Consider the following 16,529-nt stretch of genomic DNA (forward strand, 5'->3'; position numbering starts at 1 on the left):
AGGAATTACGTGATATCCAGCGGTTATGGATTCCCGCTTTCGCGGGAATGGCATTTAGTTAGATTTCACGAGGTCTGGATTCTCTCGTAATCAGAAGCTATAACCCAGATTCAGGGTAACAATCCGTGGATCACCGTAGTAACCAATGATGCTATCTTCAGCACCCAGGCCAACAAAGTTATAGCCGGCTACACGATATTCCTCATCGGTAATATTTTTGGCGTGCAGCCCCACTTTCCAGTGTTCATCGGCTGAATACCACACCGCACTGGCATCCCATAGGGTATAGCTGTTTTCATCAATCAGGGACTCCGTTTGCGGGAAGATCTGCGTCTCTCCGCGGTAAGAAACATTAGTGGATAAATTCAGCTGCCCCATATCCCCCATATCGTGAACATAGTTAACACCTAATTGCGCCACTTTCTCCGGGGTGTTGGCAAACGACCAATCATCGGAAACATCCACAATACCAGCGGCGGTTTCGGTTTCGACTTCGTTATACTCGGCATCGATATAACCCACCATCATGGTTGCTGTCAGATTTTCGGTGACTTGTGCCAACGCTTCAATTTCAAAACCCTGTACCGTCGCTTCACCGGCATTTAATACGGCACTGACGTAGTTGTTACCCGCCTGGTTGGCCGATTGGGTGGTAACCTGCATATCGGTGTAATCGGTGTAGAACATGGCGGCATTTAAACGTATGCGATTATCAAACAGCTCGGCTTTAACACCCAACTCCCAGGTATCCACCAGTTCTGGGTCATAACCGTTAACGGTCTCGGGTAGCTCAGAGGCATCGCCGCGCATATCGAAGCCGCCACTTTTAAAGCCCTGACTGAACGAAGCGTAAACCATGACGTCATCATTAAGTGCATAATCCACACCGACTTTTGGTGAGAATTGGCTCCAGGATTCATCATTGCTGTAATCGGTTTGTACACCCAGGCTTGAAAAATTCGCCCCCCCTAACAATGCCGATTTACCGTCTCCATACAGTCTTTCCTTATAAACTTCGGCATCTTTTTTGTCGACGGTATAACGGCCACCCAGGGTCATTGCCAGCGATTCAGTAATATCAAAGGTTGCCTGCAAGTAAGCCGCATAACTTGTGGTATCAACTTCACCTGCGGTTACCGCAATAAAGTTACCCGTTACATTACTGCCATCACCATGTACATCGGGGTTATCGAACGCACCCAAGGCCACATCAAATGAACCTGCCGCGGTACCTTCGTAGTAATAAACACCGCCCACAATATCAATACCATCACCGGCATAGGTCAGCTGAAATTCTTGAGTGATTTGATCATCGTCATACAGCGCAGGTACATGTAGAGAAGGCAATGAGGTGTTATCAAAATCGATATTGGTGTCACTTTCACCTTCGCGATAAGCGGTGATCGATTTCAGTGTGTATTGTTCATTGATATCCCAGGTGACGATCATTGAACCGCCGGAGCTTTTCACACTGTTATCAGTGCTCATATCGGCATAAGTGTCGTAAATGTCAGATGGGATGGGCTCGCTGGGGTTGCGCAAGCTGTCAGTCATCCGATGGCCGCCTTTCGCGTTGGAATCGTCATCGGTTTTATCGGCACTGATACGAATGGAGATATCATCAGTAGGCAGATACTCCAGACTTACACGCGCTGCGGTAATATCCTTGTTGTAGTTCTCGTCACCGTTAACCAGGAATTCACCGAAACCATCGCGGGTAAATCGCGCAAAAGAACCACCAACGTATAATTTATCTTCAATCAGCGGCATTTGGCCGGAAACCTTGGCATCGCGTTGGTTGTATGAACCCACACCAAAATCAACATTTAACTCAGGCTCACCGGTTAAACGCTTGGTGACATATTTAATCGCACCACCGATGGTGTTTTTGCCATACAGAGTGCCCTGTGGGCCACGCAACACTTCGATACGCTCTACATCGTAAACATCCAATACACCAGCCTGTGGACGGGCCAAATAAATATCATCGACATATAAACCCACACCTGGCTCGAAGCCCCACAGTGGATCCGCTTGACCAATACCACGGATGTAAGAGGTAAGCGTGGTGTTAGTACCACGGCTGACTTGCATGGTGACGTTAGGCGCAGACTTTTGCAGTTCGGTAATATTTTGCACACCGCTGTTTTCCAGCGCTGCAGAATCAAACGCAGTAACCGCCACCGGAACATCTTGCAGATTCTGTTCACGCTTCTGCGCCGTTACCACGATTTCTTCCAGCGAAATCGCGCCTTCTTCCGCCACGCTCACACTCGCAGCAGTGCCGCCAGCTAATGCCGTGGTGAAGGCAATAGCGCGGGACAAATTGTTTTTCAAAAATACGGAGGGGTTACCCAGGGATGGGTTGCTTACACGGGTAGTGAGTTTCATCGCTCTTACCTGCTCTTTTTGTTTGATTATTGTTGTGTGCGGTGCCGGTCTTAGCCGGCACTTAATCTCTTTTTACTGACTTGGTTCGCAAGACCACAAACGAACCCGGTTGACTGCACCAACCTTGAACAACATTTAAATTCATCACCTGTTGAATTGTCAACGAGTTTTTTCAACAGGTGATGAAATAAATTCAAAAGAGTCTGATTTATTCTTATTTTTCAATGAGTTAAGAACGGTAAAAAATAGTGCAAAAAGTGCGGAAATAGCGATAGCGTAGGTTGCCGCCACCGCAGGATTGGCGATTTCAAACACGAACAATCCGACAATATGTGCCAATAAACCACTGGCAGCAGCGCCCCAGGCGACCACTACCGAAGGAGCTTTGCGCGACAGTGTTCCCAACAGAATGGGCACGACCGAGGCTGCCACCAAGCCATAGACCCCCTTCTGGGCAAACAGCCCCACCAGTGCAGGTGGATTAAGCGCAACCAGATAGGCCATCGCTCCTACACCAACCAAGACCCAGCGTGATAGTCGCAAACCTGATCCGGATTTAAATTCAGCGCCGGCAAATGGCTGATAGAGATCTTTTACCACCATGGCCGAGAGTGATACCAGAATGCCATCGAGCGTACTCATACCTGCCGCCAATAAGGTGATGGAAATAAACACCAACACATAGGGACCCCAGTCGTAAGCAGAAAACTCAGCGGCGATATAACTCACTACTACCGCATCCTGTCGCTCCACCTGCAAGCCTTTTAACTGCGCATAAAAACCAATGGCCAACATCAACATAAAACAGGCGCCGGCCAAAAATGTCGTCCACAGAAAACGATTTACATCACCGTCATCCTTGAGATAAAGCATTTTGGTAAGGATGTGGGGCTGCATCATCAGGGCAAAGGTGATCACAAAACCACTGAGAAACACCGAGAAAAAGTCGTAATACAAATTGCTGTCGGGGTTAAAGACCCGCGCATAGTTTTCGCCAATACTCTGTAACGATCCCATCACATCGCCACCAAAGTGGTACCACCCCTGAATAAATAAAAACAGGGCCACACCAATCATCATCACCCCCTGTAGTGTATTGGTATAGGCATGGGCGTAACTGCCACCCATCAAGACATAGGAGAAAACAAACAACAGAATTAAAGTGAGGGACCAGGTTTGCGAGATAGGGAATAACTGGCTGAGCAGTAAACTACACCCCACCAAAATCAGCACCACAAACGCAATCGACAACAGATTGATCAATGCAAAAAACACACTCAGTGAACGGCTCTGATAACGCTGATAAACCCAATCTGGAATGGTAATAGCACCATTTGCATCCCCTAGCTGTCTAAACCGTCGAGTCAGCAACAGGAAAGCGCTCATAATCCCTGCTGTACCGGCCACCGCATAATGGATAAAGGCCGACAGGCCATGGACATAGACAAACCCGGGATTAATCACAAAGGTAGCCGTTGAGGAGATAGACGCAGCCATGGTGACCCCAATCACCCAGGGGCTCATATCCTTGTTACCAATGGAAAACCCCTTGATATCCTTGGTTTTGCGCATCCCAATCCAGGACAGCCACAGGGTTAATACCGCATAAAACCCCACACAGAGGTATTTGAAGATTTCTGCTGACATTGTCATCGCTCTTTATTGTGATTATGAGATTCTGCCGGGCCCTAAATTAACAACCACAGGAACACCGAGCCTACCTCATTTAAATTCATCACTTGTTGAATTGTCAAGACTTGCGTAAAATCGCCAGCCGATAAAGGAGATACAGATGCCAAGAACCAAAAGCGCAGCAAAGGTGGGACGCCCCCGCGCTGCCGACAAGGACAAAACCGAGCGCGGTGAGCGCATACTCAACGCTGCCGAGAAGCTTTTCGCCCTGCACGGCTACGACGGCGTTACCCTGCGCACCTTGGCCAATAGCGCTGAAGTCGATGTGGCGCTGATTAACTATTACTTCGGTCCCAAGCAACAGCTGTTCGATACGGTATTTGCCCGCCGAGCCCAAATTCTTAATGAGGAACGGCTACAGGCTCTGGAATTGGCCGAGCAGGAAGCCGCCCCTAATCCCATATCCGTTGAGAAGATAATTGAAGCCTTTTTACGTCCCCTGGAAGTGGCCCAGGAAAGTGATGACGAAGGCTGGAAAAACTACTGTGCCCTGCTGGCCTATGTAAACAACTCAGCCGTTTGGGGCCCTATTCTGATGAGCAAGCACTACAACGCGATTGTTGATCGCTTTGTGCAGGCCCTGCGTGTTGCACTGCCAGATGCTGAAGATGCCGACTTATACTGGTGCTACCACTATATGTCGGGGGCCATGTCGTTGACCTTTGCCAACACCGGTCGTATCGACAAGATGTCCGGCGGTGTGTGCCGTTCCGATGATTTTAAAGCAGCTTATGATCGGATGATTCCGTTTGTTGCCGCTGGTTTTAAACAGGTGTGTGGCTAAAGGCCACCCACCTGTTTATTAAAAACATTCTTTAATTAATTCCGCTACGCGCTTGGGTGCCTGCATGGGCATAAAGTGCGTGAGATCTTCCAAAAGCACATCCCTGCCATTGGCAAATTCACCGGCCAGCTCTGGCCAGGTTGGCGAGTAGCGGAAGTCTTTCATCAGCGCTTCCATCGATGGCGGCTGCATGGCCCGTACAACGGTTACCGGCTGCTGAAGGGAATGTACCGCATCGTAAATGGCCGCATTGCTTAACGCACTGTCGTACACACGCGCTTCCAACATCGGTGGGCACGCCAGCAACAACCCCTCGTCTGCATCGTGCAAACCGAAACGGAAATAATCATCCAGTGCCTGAGGATCAAAAATCGCGTAAGGGTTACGATCACGATAGCGCTCGATAGCCTCTTCAACAGAGGTAAAATCATTGCGACGCTTCACCGCCGGATGATTGGGTTCCCCCTCTAATACTGAGGCATCCCAGAAGTTATAAAAATCCTTACTCATAATCACAGGATCAATCAGCATTAATCCCGCAAACAAACCGGGCTTTAGGGAAGCGGCCATAGTGGCGGCATGACCGCCCATGGAATGGCCAACACCAAAGGCGTTTTCAACCCCCATGGCTTCCAGTGCGGCAGCCAGGTCTTCACCAAAATCATGCCAGTTATCAAAGCTGGTATTGGAACTTAAACCGTGTGCGCGCTGATCCACGGCAATAATATGCCGCTGTGGTAGCTGCTTAATGACCTGATCCCAACAACGGGCATGAAAGCCAGTGGCATGGACGAGAATCAGTGTCGGCTGCTGTCCGCGGCTCTCGGGATTCCATTCATAGGCGGAAATTTGAAGATTATTTACATCGATAAGGTGATGGATTGGCTGACTCATAAACTACTCAGTCTCTTAAACCGGCTGCCTGAAAATCTGCAGTCTTGAAAATATTGCATTTAATACTGCCATAACCCAGAGCCCTGCTATTGGCAAAAAAGATCAAACCCATTGACCAAGTATGCCAAAGTCAGCGCTATGTTGGGGTTTTCAATCAGACTGGCCAGTCAATAGCCGTTTGAGATACATGATGGAATTATCCAGCAGTTGAGGCTCACCCTTGCGGCTAAGCATCAACATGCCCTGAACATGTACGGTGATAAAATCTGTTAGGGATTCAGCATCTTCGTCCGCGGACAGCTGTCCATTGGCTTGCGCCGCCATCAGCACTGCCAAAATATGGTCGTGCAAGATATCGACAAACTCTGCCACCACCACTTTTAATCGCTCGCTGTAACAATCGGTCGACACCACCGAATTTTGCAACAGACAGCCCCAGGGGCCAGGCTGGTTAAACAGCCCATCACGCATGGCTTCAAGGTAGGCAAACAGACGTGGCAAGCCATCACTGGCGGGCTCGAAATGCTCGGCCAAACGGCCGAAGACATTCTTGCGGTAATACATGATCACCTGCTCAAACAGGGCTTCCTTGTCACCGAAGGTGTTGTACAGGCTAAAGCGGTTAATGCCCAGCTCATCGACCAGGTCCTGCACGCTGGTGCCCTCATACCCCTTGCGCCAGAACAGCAGTGTGGCCTGGTGCAGTTTTTCCTGAGGGTCAAAGGCTAAGGGGCGTGCCATGGGGTCTCCAAGATAGGGCTTGTCGGCGGTTATAAGCAGATTCTGGATCCATTATATCTAGTATTTGACCGCTTGTTTAGAAATAAAGTATATTCCTGAACAATCGTTTTGAAACTAAAAATATCACGCCTATAACCAATCCACTGCCATCAGTGGCAACAGGACAGCCAACAGAGAGAGTTCAAATGAAAATCTACGAAACATCTACCGCACCCAATGCCCGCCGTGTACGTATGTTCCTGGCCGAAAAAGGCATTGATATGGAGTATGTTCAGCTGGATATCGCCGGTGGCGAGAACCTTAACAAGGAGATGCGCAGCAAGAACGTCACCACCAAAATCCCGTTCCTGGAGTTTGATGATGGCTCCCACTTGGGTGAAACCATGGCGATGTGCCGCTACTTTGAAGAGACTCATCCAGAAACACCACTGCTGGGCACCGACCCGCTGCAAAAAGCCCTGGTCGAAATGTGGCAACGTCGCGTAGAGCTGTACTTTTTCAATATGGTCGGCATGTGCTTCCAGCACACCACTGGCTACTTTAAAGACCGCATGAATCCCATTGCCGCCTGGGGTGAAGAAGCCGGTAAAAACGCCGTCGCTTTCCTGGACGTTTTGGAAGACCACCTGGCCGACAACCAATACCTGGCTGGCGACTACTTTAGCGCTGCCGATATCACCCTGCTTTGTGCGCTGGACTTCGCCCGTGTCATGAAAATCAAACTGCAGGACAAACACGTAAACCTGCAACGCTGGTACGAGCAAGTCAGCCAGCGCGATAGCGCCAAAGCTTAACTCCAGAACTTTAGAGGTTCTCCATGATTGATTTATATACCGCCAACACCCCTAACGGCTGGAAAGCATCCGTTACCCTTGAAGAACTGGGTATGGATTACAACGTAATCCCCGTAAACCTGATGGAAGGTGAACAAAAGCAGCCAGAATTTATCGCCATGAATCCCAATGGGCGTATCCCGGTAATCGTTGACCGCGATGCCGACAACCTGACTGTTTTTGAGTCCGGCGCGATCATGATTTACCTGGCCGAAAAAGCCGGTAAATTATTACCCACAGATGTGAAGGGTCGCACTGAAGTTATGCAATGGCTGATGTTCCAGATGGGCGGTGTTGGTCCCATGATGGGCCAAGCCAATGTCTTCTTCCGCTATTTTGAAGAAAAAATTCAACCAGCTATCGACCGTTATCAAAACGAAGTAAAGCGTCTGTTTACCGTGCTCGATAATCACCTGTCCGATAACGAATACCTGGCTGGCGATTACAGCATTGCCGACATTGCCAACTGGTGCTGGGCGAAAACCTATTTCTGGTCTGGTGTTGAAGTCGATGATTTACAGCACTTACAGCGCTGGCTGGATCAGGTGGGCGCGCGCCCTGCGGCGCAACGTGGTGCTGAAGTTCCGGGAAAACTGGATAAAGAAGCCCTGCTGAAAAGTGCCAAGAATATTGTTGTGAAATAATATTCACGACAAAGAATCCAGAGGGTGCACTTGCACCCTCTTCCTTTTAAACACTTCCCTTAAAACACTTGCCTAAAACAATTCCCTTAAAACAATCCCATTTGATCACCCGCCACTTCCCGAAAACTTGTATCCAAAAAGTGCAAAATGCCATCGGCAATAGGTTCAATCTGGCGCTCGATATACAAATCATAATCCAGTGGCGAACGCAGATATTCTCGTGGCTCCGGACCATTGACGGTTAACAGATATTCAACCCAACCACCTCGCTGATAGCGCAACGGCATGCCCTGGCGCTCGTTTTCTTCATCAGCCAAGCGTGCAGCCTGCACATGGGGCGGTACATTACGGGTATAGTCTACTAACGGGCGTCGAATACGTTTGCGGTAAACCAACTCACTGTCGTGCTTGCCCTCACGGGTAGACTTCACCAAATCCAACACATATTCACGGTAGGGTTCACCGGCAAAAATACGCCGATACAGTTCACGCTGAAAATCTCGGGCCAAGTGCGTCCAGTCCGTACGTACGGTTTCCAGGCCTTTAAACACCAGTTCTTGTGAAGTCTCACCCGCGGCTTTACGCACGACACCGGCATAACGTTTTTTACTGCCCTTATCAGAACCGCGGATGGTGGGCATTACAAACTGGCTAAAGTGGGTTTCGTATTCGATTTCCATATGGTTATCGATGTGGTAATCGGCTCGCAGGCGTTCTTGCCACCACAGGTTTAAGTCGGTCGCCAAGCCTTTGCCGATATCATCAACCTCTTCCAAAGAGGTTTCGGCAGGCAAGTCTTTCAACCAGACAAATACTGAATCCGTATCCCCATAAATAACTTTAAAACCTCGCTCCTCAATTAACTCCTGAGTTTTAGTCAGAATTTTGTGACCACGTAATGTAATGGAGCTTGGCAAGCGGTAATCAAAGAAACGACAACCCGGCGTTCCCAACACCCCGTAAAAGGAATTCATCAAAATTTTGATCGCCTGGGACATGGCCGCATTACTTTGTTGTTTGGCATGATCCCGTGCAGCCCACAGTTCATCAATAATCGCTGGGAGAAGATTATGTTGTTTCGAAAATGCAGCGCCGTTAAAGCCTGGCACTAAACGGCTGCGATCCACCTCATCGGTTTCTTCCCGATCCCAATGTGGCGAATGAGGCTCGATTTGCTGCCCCATCATGCGTGCATAGGGGTCAATCTTAAAGGTGCGAATAATCGAGGGGTACAGGGATTTAAAATCCAATACCAGTACATGTTCATAGAGGCCTGGTATGGAATCCATCACATAACCACCGGGGCTGCCCACCCCGATAGGATCACTGGGGATATTCGGAGCGACATAACCCACGCGGTGTAATCGCGGTAAATAACGGTTATCAAACGCCGCCACTGAACCGCCAAAACGATCCATAGCGAGGCCAGTCAAACGCGCCCGTTCCACCGCAAAATCTATCAGGTTGGTGTGCTGAAAAATATCCCATACCAACTGACAGTCCTCGAGATTGTAGGCCGCGAGGGATGCCTTATCATTATGGAACTGCTCGGTGATATGTTCTGCCCGATTGTCGACATCGTCGGTCAACTTGCCTCTATCCAACAATTCATTGGCGACAGAGTCCAGGGCAAAACTCTCAAAGTTATAGGTCGCAGACTTTAGGGTATCAATCCCATCAAGCACCAGGCGGCCCGGTAGTAACAAAGTGTAATGCTCATCCTCGCCACGCGATTCACGCCAGTCAGGACGTGAACGCGCCCGCCCCAAGGGCAATGCCATCTCCAGCGCTTCAGCCTTGCGCTGCAAAAACCGTAAGTCAAAGTTAATGACGTTCCAGCCAATCACAATATCCGGATCAATCACCTCAAAGCACTCAATAAAGCGCACCATCAGGTCTTGTTCGTCAGCACAATATTCCAGGTAGTCCCAAGCCGGCTCTTCATCCTCGGGGCCTATCATTAAGACCTTGCGCTCAATCTCATCACTGTTGGTATGCGCCACCACCCAACCAATGGAGTACAGATGATCACCGGTCAACGACGTTTCAATATCTAACGACATAACCCGATATTCAGGTTGGTAAACGGGTTGCGTGGTATCGGTTTTGATCTGCGGGTTGATCAGCTCGCGGAAGCCCTCTCGCTCAATAACTTCCCCCTGCACGGTTACCGCCGCCGTGATAAATCGCTCCATCAAAAAACGATCTGTTGGGGCAATATCGGCTTCCAGAGTGGTAATACCCGCTCGAGTTAAAATATCGCGGGCTCGGTACAGACTGCGCTGCTCACGGAAATACACCGCATGCTGGGGACGCTGCTCAAAGTCTTTTAGCTGTAATGCATTATCGAACCAACTGGGAATCAACCGGCGAGTTTTAACGTTCAGGCCAAAGGTATGGGTGAGCATCTCGCGCACCCGCTCAATATCCTCGCTGGCAACGAACATAACGGATTGCTGATCGGTCACAATGACGCGTACCGGCCCATCAGCGGTTTGCAGCCAAAAACTGAGATGCAGAGATTGTTGCCGGGTATGCTGGCGACGATCATCCCATTGGCGGGTCAGCAAAAAACCAGTGAGGGTTTGGGTCATAGAGATCAACAAATGCGTGCAATAAAAAATCTGCACCATTATACCCCAAAAAGCCTTTTCCTCCTGCTTGGGTAGGTAATTATCTACCTACTTATAGCCCCGCAAAACAGCATAAAAAGCAATAAGATGTGTCACAAGCCCTATAAGAGAGCATGGAAGCACCAAAATGAGATGCCCATCCATTGAATTTTGGACGCTGCTGTCATTGGCCAATTTCTTGCAATGTGGCTTAAGCAAGATTTTGCACTTTTATTATTCACTACAGGCAGGACCCTTATCATGAGCCTTCACTCACACACGTGGATGCCTTCTCGCTTCAACTCAATTCGTTCATTTTTTGGACTTCTCGCACTCACTGCCATGAGTGTGCTCTCACCGTTAGTCGCACCTCAGGCAGAAGCGTCTATTAAAACTATGGGTGAAGCCATTAATATCGCGGGTCGACAACGTATGCTGTCACAGCGAATCGCGCAATCTTACCTGCTGATCGGTTTACAACCAGATTCGAAGCGCGGCCCAACACAATTGGAACGTAGCCTCGTTGAGTTCCAACGAAACCTCGATGACCTAAAAGCATTCCCGCCAGCCAAATCCCTGCTTGAAGATATTTCTACGGTAGAAGATCTCTGGAAGCCCTACAAAGCCCTGGCCTCTGCACCGGTCAATAAAGACAATGCGGTTGAGTTAATTGAACAGAGTAATCCTATTCTTGCCGCCGCCCACGAATATGTTGGCAAATTGCAGAATCTGTCAGGAACAACCAAAGCCGAAGTGATTAATATTTCGGGCCGCCAACGTATGCTGTCCCAGCGCATCGCCAAAAACTTTTTGGCGCAACACTGGGGAGTGAGCAATAAAGCCACTGAAGATTTGTATAACGATCTGGCTGAGTATGAAAATGTACTGGGCTATTTAATGGAGAGTGATATCAACACTCCCGCCATTAACACCCAATTAAATAAGGTGAAAGGCTATTTTAATTACGCCTCTCAAGGCTTTGACGGGGTGATGGAACTGTCTGAAAAACGCCTGATTTATGTGGTAACCGGCACTACTGACTATATGTTACGTGGAATGGATGTCACCACAAAGATGTACGCTAATCTTCTAAACTAGCATTGCTAAAAATTAGCACAAACTGAGGAGCCAGTCGGTGGCGCTGCTCGTAGCAATCAGCCCATTGCTTAAGCGGCAGGAAAAAGTCAGGGTAGTCGCCGAGGTTGTCTGAGCGTTTTTGGCGACTTTTTTAAAAACATTGGCGTAGCGCTGACTTTTTCCTGCCGCTTATGGGCGCGAAGAGCAGCGTCACCGACTGGCTCCGGCTTAAAAACCACAATGCCCGCACTACAAACAAAAAAGCCCAGCACAAAGCTGGGCAAAAGGAGCGACTGCGCTATGGCTCACAGTCGATCGGGTCGATCGCCAGTTTTAGCTCACAATAATTAGTTCATAACGATACCGTTAACGCCATCAACAATCAGGTCAATATCTACACGACGCTCCTGAGCATAGGCCTCCAAATCCCCTTTGATAGCCGTAGATTGGCTGGAACCAAAACCAGATACCAGAATACGCTGCCCTTCAATACCCGCGATTTCCAATGCGGTTTTTACAGCATCCGCACGTGCTTTGGACAACACATTGTTATATTCATCAGTACCGCGAGGATCGGCGTGGCCATCCAGATTTACCTGATACTGCGGGTATTTCTGCAGAAAGGCGGCCAGGGTGTATACATGCTGACGTCCACGGCTGCTTAACTTGTCGGAACCGGTTTGGAACAGCACCGGTAAGCTCAGGGTTTCAAAGGCCAGCTCCTGCATATCACGCACTTCATGTTGACTGGCCACTAACTGCTGGCTGAGGCTGGCAATGCGGTTATTGGCTTGGGCCAGAGATTCACTCATAGTATCTACCTCGTCTGCTTGTTTAATTTGTTCACCCATATAGGCACCACCCAAGGCGCCAGCGATAAAACCGATAGGCCCGCCGGCAACGGCGCCAACGACGGCGGAAGTAAAGAAAGTCGCGCCCTGTTTGGCCTCTGTGTATTGGGTATCTGCTTGCACCGCTGCAGTGGAAACCAGAGAAGTCAGAGCCAAAGTGGTAATTGCGATAGCCTTTTTCATGATCAATATCCTTGTCTAATTCAATTCGTGTTAACTCAGATTCAATTAAGCCAGCGGCGTTGAAGTCTGTTGTTCGCTTGCTTGAGTGTTATTAAACAACCCAAATCAGACACGAGAAGGGATAGAAAAAGGCAATGCGGCGATAGATTATGGCGAAATGTGGCACCGCCCGAAGATGGGCGGCTAACGGCGCTTGGTAGGCTTGTACTGGCCTTGAGACTGCTGGTAGTGATAGGTAGTGGTACGAGGAGTGCCCGGCTGAATACTGCGCGGGTTAAAGGGCAATACGGTAATACGGATAATAGCCTGTTGGCTGTAGCGCTCATCCCACAGCACTTCCACACCGCGCATCAGGGTAAAACCTGGTTTGCTTGAGGTCATCTTGCGGTTTAGTGCCACTTTTAGCACTCGGCGAGGCACTAAAGCCGTATCATAAAACAGCACATGCAGGTTATCCCCTTCCGGGCGTCGCTCCAGTAACAGCGCACCTGGGGTTGTCGACTGGGAAAAGATACGGTCAATATCGTCGATGGACTGACGCCGATTTAACAAATAAAAACGTCGGGATTGCGCTTGAGCTGCCCTACCCTGGTGGTCAAAGTCAAAAGCACCCAGTAAAAATACCGGGTAGTCGAAGCTAACCCCAAGGCCTTGATTGCTTAACTTCAGCTTTTCTTCGGTAGGCGTTTGTTTAGTGGCCTTTTTAGCCGCAGGCTTTTTCTGCTGAGGGGCTCCCTGCGCCTGCTTGGTAGACTTCGCCGACTGCTCAACAGAAGTGCTGCTATCGCCTTCAGGCTGAGTAGGTGCAGAGCTACAGGCGCCCAACAATAAAACACTCACACAAAGGCCGATAAGACTAATTTGGCAACACTGGATAAAACTTGTACGCATATAAGAGACTAACGTTGAATTTCTAAGCCTAATTATAACGGCGATTAGCCAAGCGGGAACCTTACTTCAAAAACCACACCGGAACCATCATTGCGATTGCGAGCTGAGACGGATGCACGGTGGAAATCGGCAATCAGGCGCACAATGTGTAACCCCAAGCCCAAATGGGACGTAACCCGCCCTGAATCGCTGACCTTCGCACCCTGTCCTTCTGGTCGAATAGAGACCAGGGAATCAAATAGCTGGGTGTGCATTTTCTCCGGTAGCAGAGGCCCATCGTTAATCACACTCAGAATCAGCTGCTTAGGCGTTTGATATAAGCCCAGAATAATCCGACCGTCCTCCGGACAGAAGTCTGCGGCATTATCGACCAACTTATCCAGCATCTGTACCAACAGCTCTGCTGCGGCAGATATTTCCCGCTGGGTCACGGTTTTATCAACGGTGACATCGAAACGGGCGTGGGTATAAATATCCTGATAGGCCTGTGACAGCTCGCGGATCATTTGATCGATACGCACTGATTCCCACTCCGCATGCTGAATACTCTCTTCTACCCGGCTGGCAGAGCTCATGGCATTGAGTATATTGGACAGTCGCGTAGTCCCCTCATGGGCACGCTGGGCGTAGGTGCGAGCGCTGTCGGTAAGCTCTTCATGCTCAAGGTTATCAATAGAGGTTCGAACCACCGCCAAGGGTGTGCGCAGTTCGTGGGACAGCTTGCTCGATAAGGTACGCAGGTATTCGGTATATTCCCGCAGGCGACCCAGCAACTGACCATAACTACGGGTAAGATCCCCCACTTCATCGGCCGCACGGGATTGGGGAAAATCTCCGACGATCTGGCCATTCTCAGCAATGGCACTATCGGCAGCACGATTAAGTTTGCGAATCCGAAACGACAACCAGCTCGCGTATGCCAAGAGTCCAACACCGGCAAATAAGGTCGCCAACAGGCTGTAGAAAAACAGACGATTAAAAGCACTGTTGGTTAGCGCCAATAGCGAATCACTGCTCTGCTCCGCAACCACCGCCGCAACCGCTTGCTGCTGATCATCAAAGACAGGTACTACCGCTCGCCCTACTCGCTTAACGCCCCACTGATACCACTGGCTGGCATCTGTACCTGTTAAAGCCAGATCCACCTCCCGATTGTTAAAACGACCACTGCTTTTGGGATTGTCCAGATCTGGCAAAACCACATTGCCCAGAGCCATACGATATAGCCAGGGCAGTAAACCGTGCTGAGTCGATTCGGTTTCACGGTATTGTGGTTTGGCATTAAGATCACCGCCCTGGGCAATCAGCCACTGATTCTGACTGACTAAACGCAGACGTAAATCGTCGTGGGCAAAAACCCCGATAGCATCACTTAAGCTTTGAGGTGAAAGTACCAGTGGCGGCGCCGGGCTGCGTTCAGACACAGTACCTAACCAGGTTTCCGATGCCTTACCGGTACTTCGCCCCACATCCCTCACGGCTAGTGCTAATTGGCCCTGTAACAGATCCAGAGGCACTTCAAGCTCCAGCTGATAACCCCCTTGGCGCTCCTGCCAGTAACCGCGAATTCGCTGCTCGGTAATCACCCGCTTACGCTTACCCTGAACGGCCTGGTAAACAGCCGTAATATTGCCTGGAGCCCCACTGCGAATAATAAAATCGCGATTTTCCAGTTTACCCCGTCGCTTAACCTGGCTGCGCAGGACTACATGATCGCCACTAGCCAATTGCGATTTGGCAGGGTTGTGGTAATGGATATCGCGATCGTCAACCTGTGCAAATACATAGAGTTTGTTGTCGCGGGTGCCTGCGATAAAACTCACCGCCAATTTATCCTGCGAGCCCTGGTCTGAGGTCAGCGTTTGCGGGGTTAATTTCAGATAACGCCAGTCATCGTCGTAGCCATCCAGAATCACCGGAGCTTTTAGGGGATGGGCATAGATCTGTGGCTCGCTGTCGGCATTAAAGGCAGATTGTGTAATAACATCCATCAGCTGCTTGTCACTACCCAAACGATCAGCCACCGCCTGAGCACTCGCCGAGAGAGCTATCACCTGCCCCTGACGCAAAGCACCTTCCATTTCCTCAATATACTGGCAGCCCGCCCAAGGCAGGCTCAGGGTCAGTAAACTGACCAGTATCAGCTGTCGCCGTAAGCGCATCAATCAGCCTGCTCGTTTAACTGCCAGCGGTACCCCATCCCGTAAGCGGTTTGGATAGCATCAAAGCTTTTATCGAGGCGCTGAAACTTTTTGCGGATGCGTTTGATATGGGAGGTCACCGTATTGTCATCGAGCACAACATTGGCGGCATCCATTAATTGTTGTCGGTTTTTAACATGACCGGGATGTTTAGCCAGCGAATGCACTACCCAGAGCTCTGTCACCGTCAGGTCCACTGGCTGATGATTCCAATGGGCCGCCATTCGATCCATATTTAAGGTCAGTGAACCGCGCTCCAGGATATCTTCCTCCTGCGGTGCCACGGGCTGACGCAGGGCATCTACCCGGCGAAACAAAGCCACGATGCGCGCGAGCATATGGGGCTGACTGATATCCTTGGTCAAATAATCGTCAGCGCCCAAGCGCAGGCCGGATACTACATCAAACTCACTGTCACGGGCGGTCAGGAAAATAATCGGCAGCTCTGGCGCCTGCGCCCGCAGCTCACGACACAGGTCGAAACCCCCTTCTATTTCATCGCCCAGCCCCACATCGATAATGGCCAGGTCTGGTAATGTTTGGCGGAATGCCACCAGGGCATCCGGGCGGTTACTGTAGATATCGACACTGTATCCCTGTCGGCTCAAGGCATCGCGGTAGTTTTCGGCAATCACTGCCTCATCTTCCACGATGGCAATTTTACGGGCCATAGTCTGTCCTGTGATCATTATTATGGGTTGCTGGCTAAGCATTCTACTGAATCAGCCTGCCATT

At 49.9% G+C, this 16,529-nt stretch carries 13 protein-coding genes; 4 read left to right on the forward strand and 9 right to left on the reverse strand.

The window, feature by feature from the left end:
• Window positions 1-90: 90 nt before the first annotated feature.
• Window positions 91-2,391, reverse strand: coding sequence for a TonB-dependent receptor (locus tag ACGHZ6_RS14180; RefSeq protein ID WP_390614628.1), 2,301 nt, complete (start codon window positions 2,389-2,391; stop codon window positions 91-93).
• A 159-nt stretch (window positions 2,392-2,550) separates the two neighbouring features.
• Window positions 2,551-4,038, reverse strand: a complete 1,488-nt coding sequence (locus ACGHZ6_RS14185; RefSeq protein ID WP_390614629.1) for a sodium:solute symporter family transporter — start codon at window positions 4,036-4,038, stop codon at window positions 2,551-2,553.
• 145 nt (window positions 4,039-4,183) lie between these two features.
• On the opposite strand from ACGHZ6_RS14185, the gene ACGHZ6_RS14190 reads away from it, so the two are divergent.
• A complete protein-coding gene (locus tag ACGHZ6_RS14190; protein WP_390614630.1) occupies window positions 4,184-4,867 on the forward strand; it encodes a TetR/AcrR family transcriptional regulator in 684 nt (227 codons plus the stop codon).
• 18 nt (window positions 4,868-4,885) lie between these two features.
• On the opposite strand, the gene ACGHZ6_RS14195 is transcribed toward ACGHZ6_RS14190, so the two are convergent.
• Both ACGHZ6_RS14195 and ACGHZ6_RS14200 read right to left on the reverse strand, forming a co-directional pair.
• Window positions 4,886-5,761 carry an alpha/beta fold hydrolase gene (locus ACGHZ6_RS14195; protein WP_390614631.1) on the reverse strand — a complete coding sequence of 292 codons (876 nt, stop codon included), beginning with the start codon at window positions 5,759-5,761 and terminating at the stop codon, window positions 4,886-4,888.
• Between the two features lie 150 nt (window positions 5,762-5,911).
• The gene (locus ACGHZ6_RS14200) at window positions 5,912-6,502 is read right to left on the reverse strand and encodes a TetR/AcrR family transcriptional regulator (protein WP_390614632.1); all 591 of its coding nucleotides are present in this window, start codon (window positions 6,500-6,502) and stop codon (window positions 5,912-5,914) included.
• A gap of 185 nt (window positions 6,503-6,687) precedes the next feature.
• On the opposite strand from ACGHZ6_RS14200, the gene ACGHZ6_RS14205 reads away from it, so the two are divergent.
• Complete coding sequence (locus ACGHZ6_RS14205) at window positions 6,688-7,296, forward strand: glutathione S-transferase family protein (RefSeq protein WP_390614633.1); 609 nt, start codon at window positions 6,688-6,690, stop codon at window positions 7,294-7,296.
• 23 nt (window positions 7,297-7,319) lie between these two features.
• Entirely contained in the window at window positions 7,320-7,979 is a 660-nt protein-coding gene (locus tag ACGHZ6_RS14210; protein ID WP_390614634.1) for a glutathione S-transferase family protein, read from the forward strand.
• 86 nt (window positions 7,980-8,065) lie between these two features.
• Here ACGHZ6_RS14210 and ACGHZ6_RS14215 read toward each other — a convergent pair whose 3' ends face one another.
• Window positions 8,066-10,573, reverse strand: coding sequence for a DNA polymerase II (locus ACGHZ6_RS14215; protein WP_390614635.1), 2,508 nt, complete (start codon window positions 10,571-10,573; stop codon window positions 8,066-8,068).
• Window positions 10,574-10,852: 279 nt separating this feature from the next.
• Here ACGHZ6_RS14215 and ACGHZ6_RS14220 point away from each other — a divergent pair, with 279 nt between their 5' ends.
• Window positions 10,853-11,689, forward strand: a complete 837-nt coding sequence (locus tag ACGHZ6_RS14220) for a type IV pili methyl-accepting chemotaxis transducer N-terminal domain-containing protein (protein WP_390614636.1) — start codon at window positions 10,853-10,855, stop codon at window positions 11,687-11,689.
• Between the two features lie 326 nt (window positions 11,690-12,015).
• Here ACGHZ6_RS14220 and ACGHZ6_RS14225 read toward each other — a convergent pair whose 3' ends face one another.
• The 4 genes from ACGHZ6_RS14225 to pdsR form a co-directional block, all read right to left on the reverse strand.
• Entirely contained in the window at window positions 12,016-12,702 is a 687-nt protein-coding gene (locus ACGHZ6_RS14225) for an OmpA family protein (RefSeq protein ID WP_390614637.1), read from the reverse strand.
• Between the two features lie 183 nt (window positions 12,703-12,885).
• On the reverse strand, window positions 12,886-13,542 hold the full coding sequence (locus tag ACGHZ6_RS14230; protein ID WP_390614638.1) for a hypothetical protein: 657 nt from the start codon (window positions 13,540-13,542) through the stop codon (window positions 12,886-12,888).
• A 95-nt stretch (window positions 13,543-13,637) separates the two neighbouring features.
• Window positions 13,638-15,755 (reverse strand): proteobacterial dedicated sortase system histidine kinase, encoded by a 2,118-nt coding sequence (gene pdsS / locus ACGHZ6_RS14235; protein WP_390614639.1) that lies wholly within the window; start codon window positions 15,753-15,755, stop codon window positions 13,638-13,640.
• A complete protein-coding gene (pdsR, locus tag ACGHZ6_RS14240) occupies window positions 15,755-16,465 on the reverse strand; it encodes a proteobacterial dedicated sortase system response regulator (RefSeq protein WP_390614640.1) in 711 nt (236 codons plus the stop codon). Before pdsR ends, pdsS begins: the two co-directional genes overlap by 1 nt.
• Between the last annotated feature and the right edge of the window lie 64 nt (window positions 16,466-16,529).

Origin of the sequence: Maricurvus nonylphenolicus, from assembly GCF_042854845.1 — a bacterium.
Classification (GTDB): domain Bacteria; phylum Pseudomonadota; class Gammaproteobacteria; order Pseudomonadales; family Cellvibrionaceae; genus Maricurvus; species Maricurvus nonylphenolicus.

Excerpts from the sequence above, each read along its gene's own strand:
- ACGHZ6_RS14180 (WP_390614628.1), bottom strand. The coding sequence starts at position 2,391 with ATGAAACTCACTACCCGTGTAAGCAACCCATCCCTGGGTAACCCCTCC.
- ACGHZ6_RS14185 (WP_390614629.1), bottom strand. The coding sequence starts at position 4,038 with ATGTCAGCAGAAATCTTCAAATACCTCTGTGTGGGGTTTTATGCGGTA.
- ACGHZ6_RS14190 (WP_390614630.1), top strand. The coding sequence starts at position 4,184 with ATGCCAAGAACCAAAAGCGCAGCAAAGGTGGGACGCCCCCGCGCTGCC.
- ACGHZ6_RS14195 (WP_390614631.1), bottom strand. The coding sequence starts at position 5,761 with ATGAGTCAGCCAATCCATCACCTTATCGATGTAAATAATCTTCAAATT.
- ACGHZ6_RS14200 (WP_390614632.1), bottom strand. The coding sequence starts at position 6,502 with ATGGCACGCCCCTTAGCCTTTGACCCTCAGGAAAAACTGCACCAGGCC.
- ACGHZ6_RS14205 (WP_390614633.1), top strand. The coding sequence starts at position 6,688 with ATGAAAATCTACGAAACATCTACCGCACCCAATGCCCGCCGTGTACGT.
- ACGHZ6_RS14210 (WP_390614634.1), top strand. The coding sequence starts at position 7,320 with ATGATTGATTTATATACCGCCAACACCCCTAACGGCTGGAAAGCATCC.
- ACGHZ6_RS14215 (WP_390614635.1), bottom strand. The coding sequence starts at position 10,573 with ATGACCCAAACCCTCACTGGTTTTTTGCTGACCCGCCAATGGGATGAT.
- ACGHZ6_RS14220 (WP_390614636.1), top strand. The coding sequence starts at position 10,853 with ATGAGCCTTCACTCACACACGTGGATGCCTTCTCGCTTCAACTCAATT.
- ACGHZ6_RS14225 (WP_390614637.1), bottom strand. The coding sequence starts at position 12,702 with ATGAAAAAGGCTATCGCAATTACCACTTTGGCTCTGACTTCTCTGGTT.
- pdsS (WP_390614639.1), bottom strand. The coding sequence starts at position 15,755 with ATGCGCTTACGGCGACAGCTGATACTGGTCAGTTTACTGACCCTGAGC.
- pdsR (WP_390614640.1), bottom strand. The coding sequence starts at position 16,465 with ATGGCCCGTAAAATTGCCATCGTGGAAGATGAGGCAGTGATTGCCGAA.